This is a genomic window from Pseudoalteromonas arctica A 37-1-2, from assembly GCF_000238395.3.
Lineage (GTDB): Bacteria > Pseudomonadota > Gammaproteobacteria > Enterobacterales > Alteromonadaceae > Pseudoalteromonas > Pseudoalteromonas arctica.
In genome coordinates, this window is record NZ_CP011025.1 from 1725860 (window position 1) to 1744015 (window position 18156).

Annotated in this window: 13 protein-coding genes and 5 pseudogenes; 14 read left to right on the plus strand and 4 right to left on the minus strand. The window is 40.8% G+C overall.

Annotated elements, in window-relative coordinates:
* Nucleotides 1-15 precede the first annotated feature (15 nt).
* Nucleotides 16-966: a thioredoxin-disulfide reductase gene (gene trxB, locus PARC_RS07725; protein ID WP_008168643.1), complete on the minus strand. Its 951-nt coding sequence runs from the start codon at nt 964-966 to the stop codon at nt 16-18.
* Between the two features lie 298 nt (nt 967-1264).
* Between trxB and pssA the strand changes: the two genes are divergently transcribed.
* On the plus strand, nt 1265-2590 hold the full coding sequence (pssA, locus tag PARC_RS07730; RefSeq protein WP_010552620.1) for a CDP-diacylglycerol--serine O-phosphatidyltransferase: 1326 nt from the start codon (nt 1265-1267) through the stop codon (nt 2588-2590).
* A gap of 119 nt (nt 2591-2709) precedes the next feature.
* On the opposite strand, the gene ald is transcribed toward pssA, so the two are convergent.
* Nucleotides 2710-3831, minus strand: a complete 1122-nt coding sequence (ald, locus tag PARC_RS07735) for an alanine dehydrogenase (protein WP_010552621.1) — start codon at nt 3829-3831, stop codon at nt 2710-2712.
* Between the two features lie 142 nt (nt 3832-3973).
* Between ald and lrp the strand changes: the two genes are divergently transcribed.
* From lrp to PARC_RS07795, 11 genes and pseudogenes are all read left to right on the plus strand, one after another.
* Entirely contained in the window at nt 3974-4453 is a 480-nt protein-coding gene (gene lrp, locus PARC_RS07740; RefSeq protein ID WP_007582985.1) for a leucine-responsive transcriptional regulator Lrp, read from the plus strand.
* A gap of 173 nt (nt 4454-4626) precedes the next feature.
* Complete coding sequence (locus PARC_RS07745; RefSeq protein WP_010552622.1) at nt 4627-7122, plus strand: DNA translocase FtsK; 2496 nt, start codon at nt 4627-4629, stop codon at nt 7120-7122.
* Nucleotides 7122-7748, plus strand: coding sequence for an outer membrane lipoprotein periplasmic chaperone LolA (lolA, locus tag PARC_RS07750; RefSeq protein ID WP_007582981.1), 627 nt, complete (start codon nt 7122-7124; stop codon nt 7746-7748). Before PARC_RS07745 ends, lolA begins: the two co-directional genes overlap by 1 nt.
* The gene (locus PARC_RS07755) at nt 7741-9084 is read left to right on the plus strand and encodes a replication-associated recombination protein A (RefSeq protein ID WP_010552623.1); all 1344 of its coding nucleotides are present in this window, start codon (nt 7741-7743) and stop codon (nt 9082-9084) included. The genes lolA and PARC_RS07755 overlap by 8 nt, the downstream gene beginning before the upstream one ends.
* Nucleotides 9077-9457 (plus strand): fluoride efflux transporter CrcB, encoded by a 381-nt coding sequence (crcB, locus tag PARC_RS07760; protein WP_021032117.1) that lies wholly within the window; start codon nt 9077-9079, stop codon nt 9455-9457. Before PARC_RS07755 ends, crcB begins: the two co-directional genes overlap by 8 nt.
* Before the next feature lie 9 nt (nt 9458-9466).
* Nucleotides 9467-10771, plus strand: coding sequence for a serine--tRNA ligase (gene serS / locus PARC_RS07765; RefSeq protein WP_008168632.1), 1305 nt, complete (start codon nt 9467-9469; stop codon nt 10769-10771).
* A 429-nt stretch (nt 10772-11200) separates the two neighbouring features.
* Nucleotides 11201-12040 carry a tyrosine-type recombinase/integrase gene (locus PARC_RS07770; RefSeq protein WP_010552625.1) on the plus strand — a complete coding sequence of 280 codons (840 nt, stop codon included), beginning with the start codon at nt 11201-11203 and terminating at the stop codon, nt 12038-12040.
* Nucleotide 12041: 1 nt separating this feature from the next.
* Nucleotides 12042-13166 (plus strand): annotated as a pseudogene (locus PARC_RS07775) (IS91 family transposase).
* 355 nt (nt 13167-13521) lie between these two features.
* Complete coding sequence (locus PARC_RS07780; RefSeq protein ID WP_010552627.1) at nt 13522-13902, plus strand: hypothetical protein; 381 nt, start codon at nt 13522-13524, stop codon at nt 13900-13902.
* Between the two features lie 227 nt (nt 13903-14129).
* Nucleotides 14130-15707 (plus strand): annotated as a pseudogene (locus PARC_RS22045) (transposase).
* A gap of 738 nt (nt 15708-16445) precedes the next feature.
* Complete coding sequence (locus PARC_RS07795; protein ID WP_010552629.1) at nt 16446-16628, plus strand: hypothetical protein; 183 nt, start codon at nt 16446-16448, stop codon at nt 16626-16628.
* A gap of 46 nt (nt 16629-16674) precedes the next feature.
* On the opposite strand, the pseudogene PARC_RS22050 reads toward PARC_RS07795, so the two are convergent.
* Nucleotides 16675-16815: pseudogene (locus PARC_RS22050) on the minus strand (IS110 family transposase); the annotation flags it as partial.
* A 32-nt stretch (nt 16816-16847) separates the two neighbouring features.
* Nucleotides 16848-16988, minus strand: a pseudogene (locus PARC_RS22005) (PQQ-dependent sugar dehydrogenase); the annotation flags it as partial.
* Between the two features lie 176 nt (nt 16989-17164).
* Here PARC_RS22005 and PARC_RS07805 point away from each other — a divergent pair.
* Both PARC_RS07805 and PARC_RS07810 read left to right on the plus strand, forming a co-directional pair.
* Nucleotides 17165-17584: pseudogene (locus PARC_RS07805) on the plus strand (hypothetical protein).
* Nucleotides 17585-17701: 117 nt separating this feature from the next.
* Nucleotides 17702-18133 (plus strand): hypothetical protein, encoded by a 432-nt coding sequence (locus tag PARC_RS07810; protein WP_010552631.1) that lies wholly within the window; start codon nt 17702-17704, stop codon nt 18131-18133.
* Nucleotides 18134-18156 lie beyond the last annotated feature (23 nt).

The following is an 18156-nucleotide window of genomic DNA, read 5'->3' on the forward strand; positions in this document are numbered from 1 at the left end:
AATTTATTTAATTGCTTATAAATTATCTAAGAAACGTTCAGCATCAAGGGCAGCCATACAGCCTGTACCCGCAGATGTGATTGCTTGACGGTAAATGTGGTCTGACACATCACCTGCAGCAAAAACGCCTTCTACGCTTGTTTGAGTTGCGTTGCCGTGAAGACCAGACTCTACAACTAAGTAGCCATCTTTCATTTCTAGTTGACCAACAAACATATCAGTATTTGGCTTGTGGCCAATAGCAATAAATACGCCTGCTAAATCTAGCTCTTCAGTTGCATCAGAGTGTGCATCTTTAATACGAACGCCGGTTACGCCCATTTGGTCGCCTAATACTTCGTCCAGCGTGCGGTTGTAATGCATTACAACGTTACCGTTAGCTGCTTTTTCAGCAAGGCGGTCAGCAAGTATTTTTTCACTGCGGAAACTGTCACGACGATGAATAACATGTACTTCGTCAGCAATGTTAGATAAGTAAAGCGCTTCTTCAACCGCTGTATTACCACCACCAACAACCGCCACTTTTTGGCCTTTATAGAAAAAGCCGTCACACGTAGCACATGCCGAAACGCCACGGCCTTGGAAATTAGTTTCAGACTCTAGGCCTAAGTATTTAGCAGAAGCACCCGTTGCAATGATTAATGCATCACATGTGTAAGTACCTTGGTCGCCAGTTAGTGTGAAAGGGCGCTTAGATACATCTACTTTATTGATGTGATCGAATATGATTTCAGTTTCAAAGCGCTCAGCGTGCTCTTTCATACGATCCATTAACGCAGGACCTGTTAAACCGTGTGCATCACCAGGCCAGTTTTCAACTTCAGTTGTGGTTGTTAATTGGCCACCTTGTTGAATGCCTGTAATTAAAACAGGGTTTAAATTTGCACGTGCTGCATATACTGCGGCAGTATAACCAGCTGGGCCAGAGCCTAAAATTAGTAGCTTACAATGTTTTGCTTCAGTCATTATTTTTCCTAAACGTTTAATACGGTGTTCAATATGCTCATTAATGCGCTTGATTCTAAGAAAAACAAGGCAGATGTAAACAAAATCCGCGATTATTTTTTTTATCAAATCGAAAAGCTGTGCAGTATTGTGTACTAGAGCTCTGTGCTTTTACAGTTAAAATGCCTAAGTAGCTCAATAAATAGACTAACAGGCAACAAAACAGCGTTATTTCATGACCCCTTTGATTTTTTTTGTTATGTTTTACCTAATTTTATTTGTCACTGATAGATTATGTGACCTAAGCAAATAGGCAACTATGTTATTTTGGCAGGAAAAACCCGCATTCGGGTTGACTTCAAAAGACGTTAACGTCTTAACCAATGCGCAAGATTACCGAACGCAATTGCTACGCTTGATAGCGAACGCAAAAAAACGAATTTATATTACTGCGTTGTATTTACAAGATGACGAAGCAGGTCGCGAAATTTTAGAAGCGCTGCATCGTGTGTCATTGGCAAACCCCGCACTTGAGGTAAAAGTGCTGGTGGATTTTCATCGTGCGCAACGTGGATTAATTGGCGCTGATAAATCAGACGGTAACGCAAGTTTATACTGTGACGATTTAGAAAAGTTTAAATCGAACGTACAAGTTTATGGCGTACCTGTAAAAGCTAAAGAATTATTTGGCGTATTGCATTTAAAAGGTTTTGTAATTGACGACACCTTACTTTACAGCGGCGCAAGTTTAAATAACGTGTACTTGCAATACAACGAGCGCTACAGGCTCGATCGTTACTTTTTAATAACGCAGAGCGAACTGTGTGACTCAGTAGTTGATTTTATTGAAACAAAGCTACTTTCATCAGTGGCCGTGCCACGCATTGACACACGACCGCTTAAGCGTTTGCACGACTTTAAGATTGATCAAAAGCAATTAATGCGTGATTTAAAAGTCGCAAGTTATAACGCAGCAGAGCAGCTAAATACACAAGCATTAGGTATTCGTTTGTTTTTAGGACTTGGGCGTCGCAATAACGAATTAAATCGTTTAATAAAAGCGTTATTTGATACAACAGAGCAAGAGCTTGTGTTGTATACGCCATACTTTAATTTTCCGGCACCGCTTATGCGATCGCTGCGCCGATTATTAAAGCAAGGCAAGCAAGTGACTATTGTTGTAGGCGATAAAACAGCAAATGACTTTTATTTACCGCCAAGCGAGCCGTTTAGTAAAATAGGGGCATTACCTTATTTATACGAAACTATTTTGCATAAATTTGTAAAAACGCAAAAGCGCCATATCGATAACGGTAATTTAAATGTGTATCTGTGGAAAGATGAAAGCAATTCGTTTCATTTAAAAGGTATTTGTTCAGATAGAACAAAACATTTACTGAGCGGGCATAACTTAAATCCGCGTGCATGGGGTCTTGATATCGAAAACGGTATTTTAATAGAAGATCCAGAGCAAACAATTATGGATGCTATTGATAACGAAAAGCAGGAAATTTTACAACACTGCCGACGTTTAACAGGCCCAGATGATTTAGAAACGATGGATGATTATCCGCAGCCAGTTAAAAAACTACTTGGCCAAGCTAAGCGCGTAAAAGTAGATTTTATAATTAAGCGTTTTATCTAAATAAGCTTATATAAATCTGAAATTTAAATACAAAAAAAGCAGCTAATTAGCTGCTTTTTTTATGGGTTGTAGTTCGGTAGCTACATAACTTAATACCAACCTAACTACAAAACGCTAAATTATGCGTTTTCTACCGCTGTGCGTGGGTCAACATATTCCATGTTGAACGCTTCTGCTACTTCTTTGTAAGTTACTTGGCCTTTAATTACGTTTAAGCCTTTTAAGAAGTGAGCGTCATCTAGTAACGCCTTTTTATAACCTTTGTTTGCAAGGTTAATGATGAAAGGCAATGTTGCATTGTTAAGTGCAAACGTAGATGTGCGTGGAACAGCACCTGGCATGTTAGCAACACAGTAGTGAACAACTTCATCAACGATGAAAGTAGGATCAGCATGCGTAGTTGCTTTTGAAGTAGCAATACAGCCACCTTGGTCGATTGCAACGTCAACAATTGCAGAACCAGGTTTCATTGCTTTAATGTGCTCAGCAGTGACTAGTTTAGGTGCAGCTGCACCTGGGATTAGTACGCCACCAATTACTAAATCAGCTTCTAGTACGTGTTTTTCTAGAGCATCAGCAGTTGAGTAAATAGCTTTAACTTTATTACCAAATTGCGCGTCTAGTGCACGTAATACGTCGATGTTACGGTCAAGAACGACAACTTCAGCACCAAGACCAACAGCCATTTGCGCTGCACTACGACCAACCATGCCGCCGCCAATGATAACAACTTTAGCCGCTTCAACGCCTGGTACGCCACCTAGTAGCATGCCACGACCGTGGTTAGATTTTTCAAGCGCTTGTGCACCAGCTTGAATAGACATACGACCAGCAACTTCGCTCATAGGAGCAAGAAGCGGTAAACCACCGCGAGAGTCAGTTACAGTTTCGTATGCAATACAAATAGCTTTGCTTTTTACAAGGTCTTCAGTTTGTGGAAGATCAGGTGCAAGGTGTAAGTAAGTGAAAAGAATTTGGTCTTCACGTAGCATTGCACGTTCAACAGCTTGTGGCTCTTTTACTTTTACAATCATGTCTGCTTTAGCGAAAACGTCAGCAGCAGTTGCTAAAATTTCAGCACCCGCTAGCGTGTAATCTTCGTTAGTAAAACCAATACCCATGCCTGCATCAGTTTCTACAATCACTTGATGACCGTGGTTTACTAATTCACGAACACTCGCAGGAACCATACCTACACGGTATTCATGGTTTTTAATTTCTTTAGGAACACCAATAATCATATCATTTGCCTTATTAAGAACGGATTAACATTTTTCACTATTATATTCATCATAAGCCCGTGTGTCTCACCTTTTTTAAAGTCAAATCTAGTGTTATCATCTACATAACAAAAATAAACAGCATAAAAAACTAGTTGGCACTATGCATCAGTTATTAGATAGAATTGACCGTAAAATTTTAATGGAATTACAGCACGATGGACGCCTTTCAAATGTTGAACTGGCCAGACGAGTTGGCCTAAGCGCCACGCCCTGTCTGGAGCGAGTGAAAAAGCTAGAACGAGAAGGCTACATACTTGGCTATAAAGCAGTGGTCGATCCAGCTAAGCTTGGGCAAGGTTTATCGGTGTATGTAGAAGTAACAATTACTAAAACATCTCCCGACGTATTTGATGAGTTTAGTGCGGCCGTTAAAAAGCACGAAGAAATTATCGAATGTCATTTAGTATCGGGTAATTTTGATTTTTTACTTAAAACGCGCGTAAATGATATGTCAGAATACCGTGGTGTATTAGGTGACATATTATTAAAATTGCCTAACGTTAGTGAAAGCCGAACTTATGTAGTAATGGAAGAAGTAAAAGGTGAAGAAGGCGTAATTATTCGTCCTTATATTACTTAAGGTTATTTATATTAGCTGCGTCATTTGCTTATATAAGCTCAAATTATAAAAACTTGTTCATAATCAGGCCATCAAGGTTAAGATAAAGTGCAACAAATTGCATTTCCTGCTAAGGTATTTCACTGCTAAGTAAGTGTGAATAAAAATAGAATAATAAAGAGGAATAGGGAACTATGCGCCTAAACGGTGTGCAAAGACTATTAGAAACAGGGCTGATTATCAGCACCTTTACGGCAATATTTATTTTATGTGCCTTGATCAGCTTTGATCCAGCAGATGCTGCATGGTCGCAAACTAGTTTTAGCGAAGTAAGCAACATCACAGGAGCAGCCGGTGCATGGATAGCCGACATTTTATTACTCACCTTTGGTTGGTTGGCTTACTTAGTGCCAGCGGCCATTCAGCTATTTGGCTACTTGCTATTTAAACAACCTCACCGCATTTTACAGCTTGATTACACCACCTTAGCGCTGCGTGTTATTGGTTTTGCTTTATTTATTACCTCAGCTACCGCTATTAGTAGTATCAATTTTGACGATATTTATAACTTTTCCTCTGGTGGGGTAGTGGGCGATGTTATTGCATCAGCCATGATGCCTGCGTTTAACTTTACCGGTACATCTATATTATTGCTGTGTTTCTTTTTTGCCGGGCTTACCTTATTAACGGGTGTATCGTGGGTTGATTTTGTAGATTACCTTGGCGATTTAATGGTTAGGTTTTACCGCTTTATTGTATCGTACGCAAAAGGTTGGATGCACCGAGAACACGCTGCGGGCAAAGCAAATAATCACGATGAAGTAGACGCCCATTTTGAAGACGATATCAAAGAGCAAATAGAGCTGCCTACATCAGCTAAAAAAGCAGATAAACAAAAAGCAATTAATAAACCGCAAACGCCGTTTAATGAGCCTCAAATTAGTGACGAGTTTATGCCGTTTGACGAGCTTGACGACATACTCGATCAAGAAATTGGCTTTAGCGCCATAGACGACGAACCAATGGACACGGCCGCTGCATTAAACGCGCTTGACCAAAGCCCAGTTGTAGAGCCAGAAAAACCAGTTACAACAGTGGTATCACCAGCCAGACCAATGCCTAAATCAAAAGCGCAATATCAACCACCGCCAACGGCTAAAGAAAAGTTTGAGCAATTATTAACGCAAGAACCACCACCGGGGCCATTACCGTCGCTCGATTTACTCGACAGACCGGACAAAGCTAAAAACCCAATTTCGCAAGAAGAGCTCGATACAGTATCGCGCCTAGTAGAGACAAAACTACTGGACTTTAACGTACAAGCTAAAGTTGTAGCGGTATACCCAGGCCCTGTTGTTACACGCTTTGAGCTAGATTTAGCGCCAGGTATTAAAGTGTCAAAAATTACAGGTTTAGCAAAAGATTTAGCCCGTTCGCTTTCGGCAATTAGTGTGCGTGTTGTAGAAGTTATACCGGGTAAAACATATGTTGGTATTGAGCTTCCTAATAAACACCGCGAAATAGTACGTTTGTCAGAAGTAATAAACGCACCTAAATTCGAGCAAAATCCATCGCCACTTACCATGGTGCTAGGTAAAGACATCGCCGGTCAGCCTGTCTGTGCTGATTTAGGTAAAATGCCACATTTACTGGTGGCCGGTACAACTGGTTCAGGTAAATCGGTGGGCGTTAATGTCATGATAGTAAGCTTGCTTTACAAATCGGGGCCTGACGATGTACGTATGATTATGATTGACCCTAAAATGCTTGAGCTATCAGTATACGAAGGTATTCCGCATTTATTGTGTGAAGTAGTCACCGACATGAAAGAAGCCGCTAACGCACTGCGTTGGTGTGTGGGCGAGATGGAACGTCGTTATAAATTAATGTCAGCATTGGGTGTGCGTAACTTAAAAGGTTACAACCAAAAAGTGCTTGAAGCCAATGAAGCGGGTTACCCGATTCTTGATCCATTATTTAAAGACACCGATGGCATGAAAGAAGGCCCGGAAGAACTTGGTAAGTTACCAAGTATTGTTGTAGTAATAGACGAATTTGCCGACATGATGATGATTGTTGGTAAAAAAGTAGAAGAGCTGATTGCCCGCATAGCCCAAAAAGCACGTGCGGCAGGTATTCATTTAATACTGGCAACGCAGCGCCCTTCGGTAGATGTAATAACAGGTTTAATTAAAGCAAATATACCAACGCGTATGGCGTTTCAGGTATCAAGTAAAATAGACTCGCGTACCATACTTGACCAGCAAGGCGCAGAAAACTTACTAGGTATGGGCGATATGCTTTATTTACCACCAGGCACTAGCGTACCAGAGCGTGTACATGGCGCGTTTGTAGACGACCATGAAGTACACGCCGTTGTAAACGATTGGAAAGCGCGTGCTAAGCCAAATTACGTTGATGAAATACTCAATGGTGATGCCAGTGAAGATATTTTATTGCCAGGTGAAGCAAGCGAAAATGCAGACGAAGAGAACGATCCGTTATACGACGAAGCCGTGTCGTTTGTAATTGAAACCGGCAAGGTATCGGTATCGTCAGTACAACGTAAACTGCGTGTTGGCTATAACCGCGCAGCACGTTTAGTCGAACAAATGGAAACATCGGGTATCGTGAGTTCACCAGGTCATAACGGCGCTCGCGATGTATTAGTACCTAATGGAGCAAATTAATGAAAAAATTTAACGCCTTATTATTAGTGTTAGGCAGCGTACTTGCCGCACCAAGCTTTGCTGATGACAGCCAAGCATTACAAGACAGACTTGCTACTTTAAAAAGCTTTAAAGCGCAGTTTGCACAAAAAGTAACAGACAAAGAAGGCCAAGCGGTTATGCAAGGCGAGGGCACAATAGCGCTTCAACAGCCTATGATGATTCGCTGGCAGCAAACAAACCCAGACGATACATTATTTGTATCAAACGGCGATAAAACCTATTACTTCGACAGCTTTGCTGAGCAAGTAACAATTATGAAAACCAGCAGCCTAATCGACTCAACACCATTTGTGCTACTTACATCAAAAGACCCAGCACAGTGGGAAAAATACAGCGTACTTGCAACAAATACAGGCTTTAGCGTAACGCCAAATAAAGGCGTAGAAAGCCAAGTAGAACAACTTGATATAGCGTTTGCGGGTAACGAGCAAGGCCTTGCTAAACTAGTCGTTACCGACAACTCAGGGCAGCTATCGTCATTTACGTTTAACAATGCCCAAGTTAATACGCCGCTTGATAAAAGCACTTTTGAATTTACGCCTCCTGAAGGTGTTGAAATAGACGATCAGAGTAACGGTGAGTAATTTAGGATTTAATTTTGGGCCCGATGTACGCCCACTTGCCGCGCGTATGCGCCCCACAACGCTTGACGAGTACATTGGTCAGCAACACTTATTAAGTGCTGATAAACCACTGCATCAAGCCATTGTCGCGGGGCGATGCCATAGTTTAATTTTATGGGGCCCACCGGGTGTAGGTAAAACAACACTTGCGCAAATAATTGCCAACCATGCTGATGCCTCACTTATACAAATGTCGGCGGTAACCGCAGGCGTAAAAGATATACGTGACAGCGTAACGCAAGCGCGCGATAACCTAGAAAGCCGTGGCCAACGCACCCTTATGTTTGTTGACGAGGTTCATCGCTTTAATAAGTCTCAGCAAGATGCGTTTTTACCGCACATAGAAGACGGCACCTTTATATTTGTAGGTGCAACCACCGAAAACCCATCGTTTGCCCTTAATAACGCTATATTGTCGCGTGCACGCGTGTATGTTTTAAAATCGCTTGCCGATGCCGACTTATATACCGTAATAGAACGTGCACTTAAACAAGACGAGCAGCTAAGCCAAAAGCACATCACTATTGCCGACAACGCTAAAAAGGCACTGTGCCAAGCAAGTGGCGGCGATGCGCGTAAAGTACTTAATTTACTTGAACAAGCGGTTGATTTAACAACCGAGCGAAACGGGCAATACAACGTAGACGAGCACGTACTTAGCCAAGTGCTACCAACGCATTTAGCTAAATACGATAAAGGCGGCGATGAATTTTACGATTTAATATCAGCCTTTCATAAATCAGTACGTGGTAGCTCCCCCGATGGTGCGCTGTATTGGTATTGCCGAATTTTAGCTGGTGGCGGCGACCCTTTGTATGTAGCAAGGCGTTTACTTGCCATTGCAACAGAGGATATAGGTAACGCCGATCCGCGCGCAATGGATGTTGCCCTAAATGCATGGGATATATTTCAGCGAGTAGGTCCTGGCGAAGGTGAGCGCGCTATTGCACAAGCCACATTGTATTTAGCCAGTGCACCCAAAAGCAATGCTGTTTATATGGCGTTTAATCAAGCCAAAGCAGATGCTCAAAATGAGCCAAGTTACCCAGTGCCAGAGCATTTACGCAATGCGCCAACCAACTTAATGAAAGACTTAGGTTACGGCGCCGAGTATCGCTATGCGCACAACGAAGAAGGCGCATTTGCCGCAGGTGAAAAATATTTACCGCCAGAAATGGACGGTAAAGAATATTACTTACCGAGCGAACGCGGACTTGAGCAAAAAATTAAACAAAAACTCGATTACCTAAAAGAGCGCGATGCGCAAAGCCCACTTAGACGATACGAAAATGATTAAACTTTATATGATGATCGCCCTTGGCGGAGCCTCAGGTGCGTGTTTACGGTTTTTTATTAGCGAAAGCATGCTAAAACTCCTCGGTAGGGGATTCCCTTTTGGCACGTTGACGGTTAATATTCTGGGTTCATTGTTAATGGGCATTTTGTACGGTTTGATAGATAAAGAAATTATCACCGCAAGCCCCGCCAAAACCCTTATCGGTATTGGCTTTTTAGGTGCATTAACCACCTTTTCAACATTCTCAATGGACTCGTTGTTGTTATTACAACAAGGTCACTTTATTAAAATGGCCCTCAATATCATCTTAAACGTGATGGTGTGTATTTTTATGGCTTGGCTGGGCCTTCAGCTAGTAATGCAAAAAGGTTAAAAAACTAACATGTTAGATTCTAAATTTTTACGTCAAGACATCGAACAAACTGCAGCACGTTTAGCGGCGCGCGGTTACGAACTCGATGTTGCGACGGTAACGGCACTTGAAGAAAAACGCAAAACATTACAAGTAAAAACGCAAGAACTTCAAAGTCAACGTAATGCAAGCGCAAAAGCAATTGGTCAAGCCAAAGCTAAAGGCGAAGACGCACAGCCACTACTTGATGCAGTGGCTAACTTAGGCAGTGAGCTAGACGCCGCTAAAACAGAGCAAGATGAAGTATTAGCCGCAATTAACGACATTGCTTTAGCAATTCCAAACTTGCCAGACGAGTCGGTACCCGCAGGTAAAGACGAAGACGACAACGTTGAAATTTTAACGTGGGGCACACCTAAAAAATTCGATTTTGAAGTTAAAGACCACGTAGATGTAGGCCAAGACCTAAACGGCTTAGACTTTGAAATGGGCGTTAAAATTAGTGGCGCACGCTTTACTGTAATGCGCGGCCAAGTAGCGCGTATGCACCGTGCACTAACGCAATTTATGCTAGATACACATGCTGATAAAAACGGCTATACAGAAATGTATGTACCGTACTTAGTAAATAGTGCAAGCCTTTACGGCACGAGCCAACTACCTAAATTTGCGGGCGATTTATTCCACACATTAGGCCTTGTAAATGACGACGGCGAACAACAAGCCGGCTTTAGCTTAATTCCTACAGCTGAAGTACCGCTTACAAACAGCGCACGCGACGAAATTTACGATGAAAGCGCTTTACCAATTCGCTTAGTTGCCCACACTCCGTGTTTCAGAAGTGAAGCAGGCAGCTATGGTCGCGATACACGTGGCTTAATTCGTCAGCATCAGTTTGATAAAGTTGAACTTGTACAACTTGTAAAACCAGAAGACTCAATGGCAACGCTTGAAGAGTTAACAGGTCACGCAGAGCAAATACTACAAGCATTAGAACTTCCGTACCGTAAAGTAATTTTATGTATGGGCGACATGGGCTTTGGCTCAGCTAAAACATACGATTTAGAAGTATGGTTACCTGCGCAAGACACATACCGTGAAATTTCGTCTTGTTCAAACATGGCTGACTTTCAGGCGCGCAGAATGCAAGCACGTTTTCGCCGTGAAGGTGTTAAAAAGCCAGAGTTACTACATACACTAAATGGTTCAGGCTTAGCCGTTGGCCGTACACTAGTAGCCATACTAGAAAACTACCAACAAGCCGATGGCACAGTAGTAGTACCAGAAGTATTACGCCCATACATGGGTGGACTTGAAGTGATTGGTAAACAATAAAAATCAAGTTTAAGTTAAGCAAGCTTTAAGCTTGTAAATCTTAAGACGAAAGCCGCTGTTTGCAATGAACAGCGGCTTTTTTGTTTAGGTTAAAGGCAAAAGCTTAGAGAAAAATTTAAGTTATCTTATTAATAACATCGCTTACACCTATTTTATGGCTCATTACTTTTTTGTCCGATATTACTGATCTCTACCATTTTGGGGTATTTCTACATCAAGGAAACTTAAATATCGGCTAACTAGTTGTTTACAAGTCCTTATTAGCTGGTTAAATTAGAACCTTTGTAATATTTGGACATTTGTCGGTTTATAAAGCGACAAATGTCGGATACAAAGTTGTTGAACAAAGCCGCTACGCGGAGCTAGCAACCTCCAGCATAATTGCCACACTTGTCATTGGGACTTCCCCCTATTCACCGGAGAAAACCAATGACCCCATTAAGACAACGCGTCATAGACGAGATCCGTTTAAGAGGCTACTCACCACGTACCGAAGAATCTTATATAAATGCACTTGCTCAGTTAGCTAATTACTACGATAAATCGCCTGACTTAATTAATAAGGAAGAGCTTGAGGCGTATTTTAGGTATGTAAATCTAACACAGCACTTGTCGCGTGCAACGATTGCAGTAAAACTCAATGCCGTTAATTTTTTATATAAATATGTACTACAGCGCTCATTCAGCATTGATATCGTATTGCCTAAAAAGGCACACACAATACCGATATTATTAACACGAGATGAGGTTCATCGTCTGTTCTTAAATATGGCATCTGCACAGCAAAAAGTCATGCTTTGTATTTGCTATGGGTGTGGGCTCAGAATAAGTGAATTACTGAATTTACGGGTTGTTGATATTGAATTTAGCCAAGACTGCCTATGGGTTAGAGCAGGAAAAGGCAATAAAGACCGTCGTGTCATATTACCTAAAAGTGCAGCAAGGCGGTTAAACGCTTACATAGCAGGCTTTTCCCTTGGCAGTATACTGTTTTGTACCAACTGGGATAAAGAAAAAGCGATTGATGCAAAAACGTTTAGTCGTGGATTAAAACGTGCGGTAACGCGTGCTGAAATTACAAAAAATGTATCCGCGCATAGCTTGCGCCATGCTTATGCTACACATCAAATTGAAGCTGGTATGCCGCTTCATCAGTTACAAAAACAGCTCGGACATACGAGTATTCGTACGACAGAGCGTTATTTGCATTGGTTGCCAGAGATGGCACATAGTAGCCATGATTTAATGGCTGCGTGGGAGGAGGATTAAGATAGCAACAATGCATCATGTCGCGGATGTCTTAGCGCAACACCTCAGTCACTATAAAAAAGTCCATGCATTAACCTATCAACAACAGCGAGTGTGTCAGCATATACAGGACTGTCGAACCGTAAAGTTAGGCGCTCAGCAATGGCAGTGTGATCGCTGCGATCATAATAAAACGGTGTACTGCGCATGCAGAGATAGACACTGTCCGCAGTGCCAAGGGCATGTTAGCGATCAATGGAGTGAACAACAAAGTAAGGATGTCATCAATGCGCCTTATTTTCATCTGGTATTTACACTCCCTCATGAACTAAATGGATTAGCAAGGCAATATCCGCGTGAGATTTACAGCTGTTTATTTCATGCTGTATGGCAAACCCTTAGTCAGTTTGCGCAGCGTAAAAAACAGCTACAAGGCACGTTAGGAATGACTGCGGTCTTACATACATGGGGGCAAAGCCTTGCTCAACATATTCATTTGCACTGTTTAATTCCAGGTGGCGTATTAACATCGTCAGGTGAGTGGCGGGGTGTTAAAAAGCCGTATTTATTTGCAGTAAAAGCCTTAGCAACCGTGTTTAGAGCAAAAATGCTAGCAGCCATTAGGGCGCATAAACTAACGATACCTCAAAACGAATTGTTAATGACAAAATCATGGTGTGTACACAGCAAAGTGAATTTGACCGAAGCGAAAACGGTGTTGAAATACCTTGGACGCTACACACGTAAGGGCATGTTGCATGAAGGACGGCTTAAGCAAGTAACAAAAGATGATGTCACGTTTAGTTATAAAGACTACCGAGACAGCAAAATAAAGCGAATGACATTAACAGGCATAGAATTTATTAGGCGCTATTTACTGCATGTGCTCCCAAGTGGGTTTATGCGAATACGGCACTACGGGTTTTTAGCCAGTGCGTGTAGAGCAAAGAAACGGGGTATTATCAGCGCATAAACAGACAAGCATGAGACTAAAAATAAGGGAAAGTCAGATACAACAGGTGCGATGAGAGTTAATTGGCCGTGCCCATCATGTAAGCAAGGGCAGTTGATAATGAAAAGCCTCTGTATAAAGGATGCAAAAATAGACGGCCTAGCGACGGGAGGCATAATAATGAATAGTGGTTGAGTAGTAAGTCGAACACTTAAAAACAATTCGTTAAATAAGTTGGTGTGACAGAAGATCAGCTTAAATGCGGTGTTGCCTAAAATAAATAAAAAGGATGACAGAAGACAATAAGCAGGCAGAAACGATATAAAAGAACGTAGAAATGTAATTAATAAACAGTAATTAACCCGTTTAGTAGTAAAAGAGTGTCCAATAAAACTGCAATCGACAACTTCCCTAAAAAAGAGAATTCCTATAGCATTAAACATACCAATAAAAACGTTGAGTGAGGAGCATGCTTCGTTCAACAAGGTATTTATACGATACAAACAACGTAACGTATAAATACTAAGACGTTATGTGCTAAGGAAGGTTCATGGTTCAATTGTCTCCTCAGAATGTAGAATTAGAGTTAAAAGCATATTGCCAGAAGTGGCTTTTATTTCTATCTCAAGGTGACTTTGAACAAGCAAATGCACTCATTTCTGCGCCTAACAATTATGGCGCTCGCTGGGGAAAACAAGAAATAACTGAAGCTGTAATTGATTACTTTGATAGCGAGTCAAACTATCAAATTCAAAACACAGAAATGTCATTGTGCACACCTGAATTCTTGGAGTGTGACGATGGTAGTTTCCTCTACGGTTTTTATTTACCAGTTAACGGTGAAATAACAGACTTAACAGTCGAGTTCGAATTTAGTCGTATAAGTGACAATGAGTTCAGTGCGACAATAAATGACATCCATGTGCTCTAGCTAAAAAGCACATAACAAGCCATTCAAGCAGGACAAATAACAGTTGGCTATCTGCTCCTTCGTCGCCTATTTTAGCCAACCATTATTTGCCTCTTAATGGGGCGTTGAGGCTGTAGAATTACTCTTTTTAGGAACGTATCCAACTATTCTTGGTTGGTTGCTTTTTAACCTTGAATCCATCTGTTCGCTGTGATCTAATAGATATTATTCACCCATGGTAAACTGTTATGGCTAACTACAAGCCTGACTTATCCTGTCAAAATAAATTCATTCCTATCAATTTCGCTGAGCAAATTCTGCCTAGCACTTTTGAGTATGCCCTTTGTTATATTGTCGAAAATAAACTCGATTTATCGGGGTTTGACGCGTGGTACAACAATGACAAAACGGGCGCTGCTGCGTATCCGCCTTCGGTAATGCTAAAGATTATTTTACTGGGCTATGCACATGGTTTTATCAGTAGCCGTCGGATTGCAAAGGCTTGCGAGCATAATATTTTATTTATGAGTGTGTCGGGTGATATCCAGCCGCATTACACATCTATAGCGGGTTTTGTGGCTAAAATGCATGAACAGATTGAGCCACTTTTCACGCAAGTGCTGATGATATGTGATGAGGAAGACTTGATAGGCCGCAACATGTTTGCCATTGATGGGTGTAAATTAAAGTCCAATGCGAGTAAAGAGTGGAGCGGCACATTCGATGAGTTAAGCCGCAAAAAAAGCAAAACTAGAACGCGCAAGCAAACGTATTATTGAACGCCACCAATCACAAGATGGGCTGGGCGAAGAATTGATAACTCAGGATTTAAAACAAAAAGAAAAGCTAGATAAAAGTGCAGGTAAAATTACCGAGTTCTTAGCCACTCACAAAGAAAAAACAGGCAGTAAAGGCAAGCCTGTTAAAAGTAATATCACTGATCCAGATAGTGCAAAAATGACTACCTCAAAAGGCACAATCCAAGGCTACAATGGCATCGCTATTAATGACGATAAACACCAAATCATCCTGCAAGCACAAGCATGGGGTTCAGTGGGCGAACAACAAACTTTACAGCCAGCTGTTGCACAATTAAAACAGCAACTCGCTAAACTCAATACAGAAAAACGCGCAGATGAACATACTATTAAATTCACTGCAGACAGTGGGTTTAACAGCGAAGTGAATCTTGGATTTATGGCGCAAAGTGGGTTCGATACGTACGTTGCAGATAACCAATTTAGAAAACGAAATCCGCTGTTTAAAGCCAGCGAAACATACGAAACGGAGCAAGAAAAACGCCGACTAAAACGCAGCAAAGGCAAGCCTCGGTTATTTACCTCAGACGATTTTCATTATGATGAAGCAACCCAAACATGCCGCTGCCCAGCAGGTAATGATATGTGGCGAAGCGGAGTTAATGTAAACAGCCATAACCAGCAATACACGCGATTCTGCGGTTATTTAAAAGACTGTAAAACGTGCCCGCTACAGCAGCAATGCATGCGAAAGCCACCCATTAAAACGGGGCGACAAGTACAGTTTATAAATAATGAATCGCGCAAAAAACTGAGCTATGTAGACAAAATGAAAGTAAAAATAGACAGCCCCATAGGTCGACGACAGCTGTTTATTAAAGAATGGCAAACGGCTCGGCTGTATCGAACCGGCTTTCCTTTAAATAAAAAGCGGAACATTACAGTGAACAAAGACATGAATAAACTGACTTTACGGAGTAAAACGAAAGTGAATACCTTTGGTTTACGGTGGGGCAACTGTATTGCCTTGTTCATAATATAGAAAAGCTGCAAAACACGATGCATTAAGAAGGGTAAGCCCTCTTACTCTAAATAAAAGCCACTCAAACACCCGTAATCCCTTCCAAAACGCCAATTAAAACAATATCAAACACTTCTATATTCGCGTAAAAATACAGTAATCAATTGAACCAAAATAGGAACTCAGCTATGGTTTGTTTATCAATAAAAACAAATTTAAAAACGAGTTAATCTACAGGCTCGTTATATGCCTAGAGGTAGTTGGAGAGTAGTATGTTCATATATACAAGGAAGCAGCTTGATGATTCTAAAGTTACCATAGTGTTTAGCCCAAACTTTAAGTGGCTTTCTTTATTTTTTGCTTCCTCAGCGATATTTTTTTCATACTTTAATTATTACAGTATCGCAGTATTATTTTTTTGTTGCTTTAGTCTCTGGATATTTTTATTTTTGATGAAAACAAAGAGTGTTCGAAGAGAAATTAAAGAGTTTACAGTTTTAGATAAAGTTGAAACTTCGGGTTCCAATTGGAATTATAAAAATCCAATTACTTATACTATAAAGTGTTAGGGGATTGGCATATAACAAGCCCATCAAGCTGATTCGCAACGCTGTTGCAAAGAACAAAGGCGCAACAAATTGTGCCAGCACAGCTCACGGCTTATGGGAGCTTTAGCTGTATTGTCGTACTGTTGTGATTATATAATGTTACAGATTTGCCCTTGCTCAAAAAATATTCTGCACATATATTTAATTGGTACTTAATTGTTTTAATAAGAGGGATTTATGAAAATATTACACAAATGGATAATTTTGGCGGGTTTATTATTAGCCGCTCTTATTTCGTATGGCTACGGATTTTCTCAAGGCATAGTTATCTTTGTTGTTTTAGGTGTGGCTTTGGAACTTACATTTTGGTTTGGTGTTTTTGGTAAAAAGCAGCAATGTAACGAACACCCCCGCAACTAATCTACAGCTAACAACACGCCCTGAGGTGGACAGCAAGCGCTAAAGCTCACTTTCCACCGCAAATTTTAACAGCGGTTAAGTAAGTTGATTCATCGTAGGGCGTATGTGTTTTCCAGCACCTAAATAGTATTCGTGTCCACTTAAACGTCAATGATTTGATGATGGTATTATGAGGTTTTCCTTTGGCCATTAGCTTTATTGTTGGTTATTTCATGTAAATTAATTCGGTATCACCAACATAAGCTTTGAATCTTCCCCATCGGTTAATATAGCTATATTTTCCTCAGTTGTTACAAACACATCTCTTAATCGTCCTGCGGTCTCTGGGAATATGTGAGACTGCGTAAACTCACCATTAGCGCCAGATTAATTTACAATTGGAGTGGCTGTCTAGTTTAATGCGGACTTTGATATTACGCGTAAACATTCAACAATCGATTGTACCCAGGTAGAAACCCGGCTATGGTTTGTTTATCAAGATAAATAAACCAGTTAATTTACAGGTTCGTTATGTCTCACGGAGGTTTTATCGCTCTATGAATGTTTTTCTAATAATTGCAGGTACATTAAGTGCTGTTGTAGCAACTTTGCATTTGGGTTGTATCTATTTTGGAGGTTCTTGGTATCGGTTTTTCGGTGCAGGAGAGCAAATGGCATTACTTTCTGAGCAAGGAAGTATTAAACCAACTCTTATTACTAGTGTAATTGTTCTGATTCTATCAACTTGGTCATTGTATGCATTTTCAGCCGCAGGTGTTATTTTTAAACTTCCATTCATCCGCCTAGCTCTTGTATTAATAACTTTTATTTATTTAGCCCGAGGTGTTGCAGGGTTCTTTCTAATAAATAACCCTATGGGGCGTTCGCCTGAGTTTTAGATTTGGAGTTCTATTATTTGTTTATCTTTTGGTATTATTCACCTCGTTGGTTTAAAACAACAATGGGCAAGCTTGTGAGTAAAGTGTAATCTAATAAAGAATCAAACAAGGGCTATTACAATTGGCTTTTGGTAAAGCATTATATTTATAGTTAACTACTTCTCGCCAATAATTGACGGAACAAGGAATATTAAAATGGATAAAATGTCAGTTCACATAACCTCTAAACCTTTAGAAACTTACCCGCAAAAACAAATTTTAAAGGTGGTAGCTGATGAAGTAACCGAAAAAGCGACTGTGCACAAAGCAGCGGTTCAAAGTGACCAAGTGGATATATCCGAAGAAGGAAAAGAAAAAAGTCTGGAAGATCAAAATCGTGAAGCGTTACGTAAATTATCAGGCAATGAAGATGCAAGTCAGGCATCACAATCTGAAGAAGATCCTATTGATGAACAGATTGCTGAAATACAAGAAAAGATAGAAAAACTACTACAGGAAACTGCATTATTACGCAGTAAAGATGATGAAGAGTCGCAGGCTAAAGTGAAGGTGCTAGAAGCCGAAATTACCGGACTTAACACTCAACTTATTGAATTATTGAGACAGCAATTAGAATCGGGTAAATAACAAGCACAGTAAGTATATGCAAA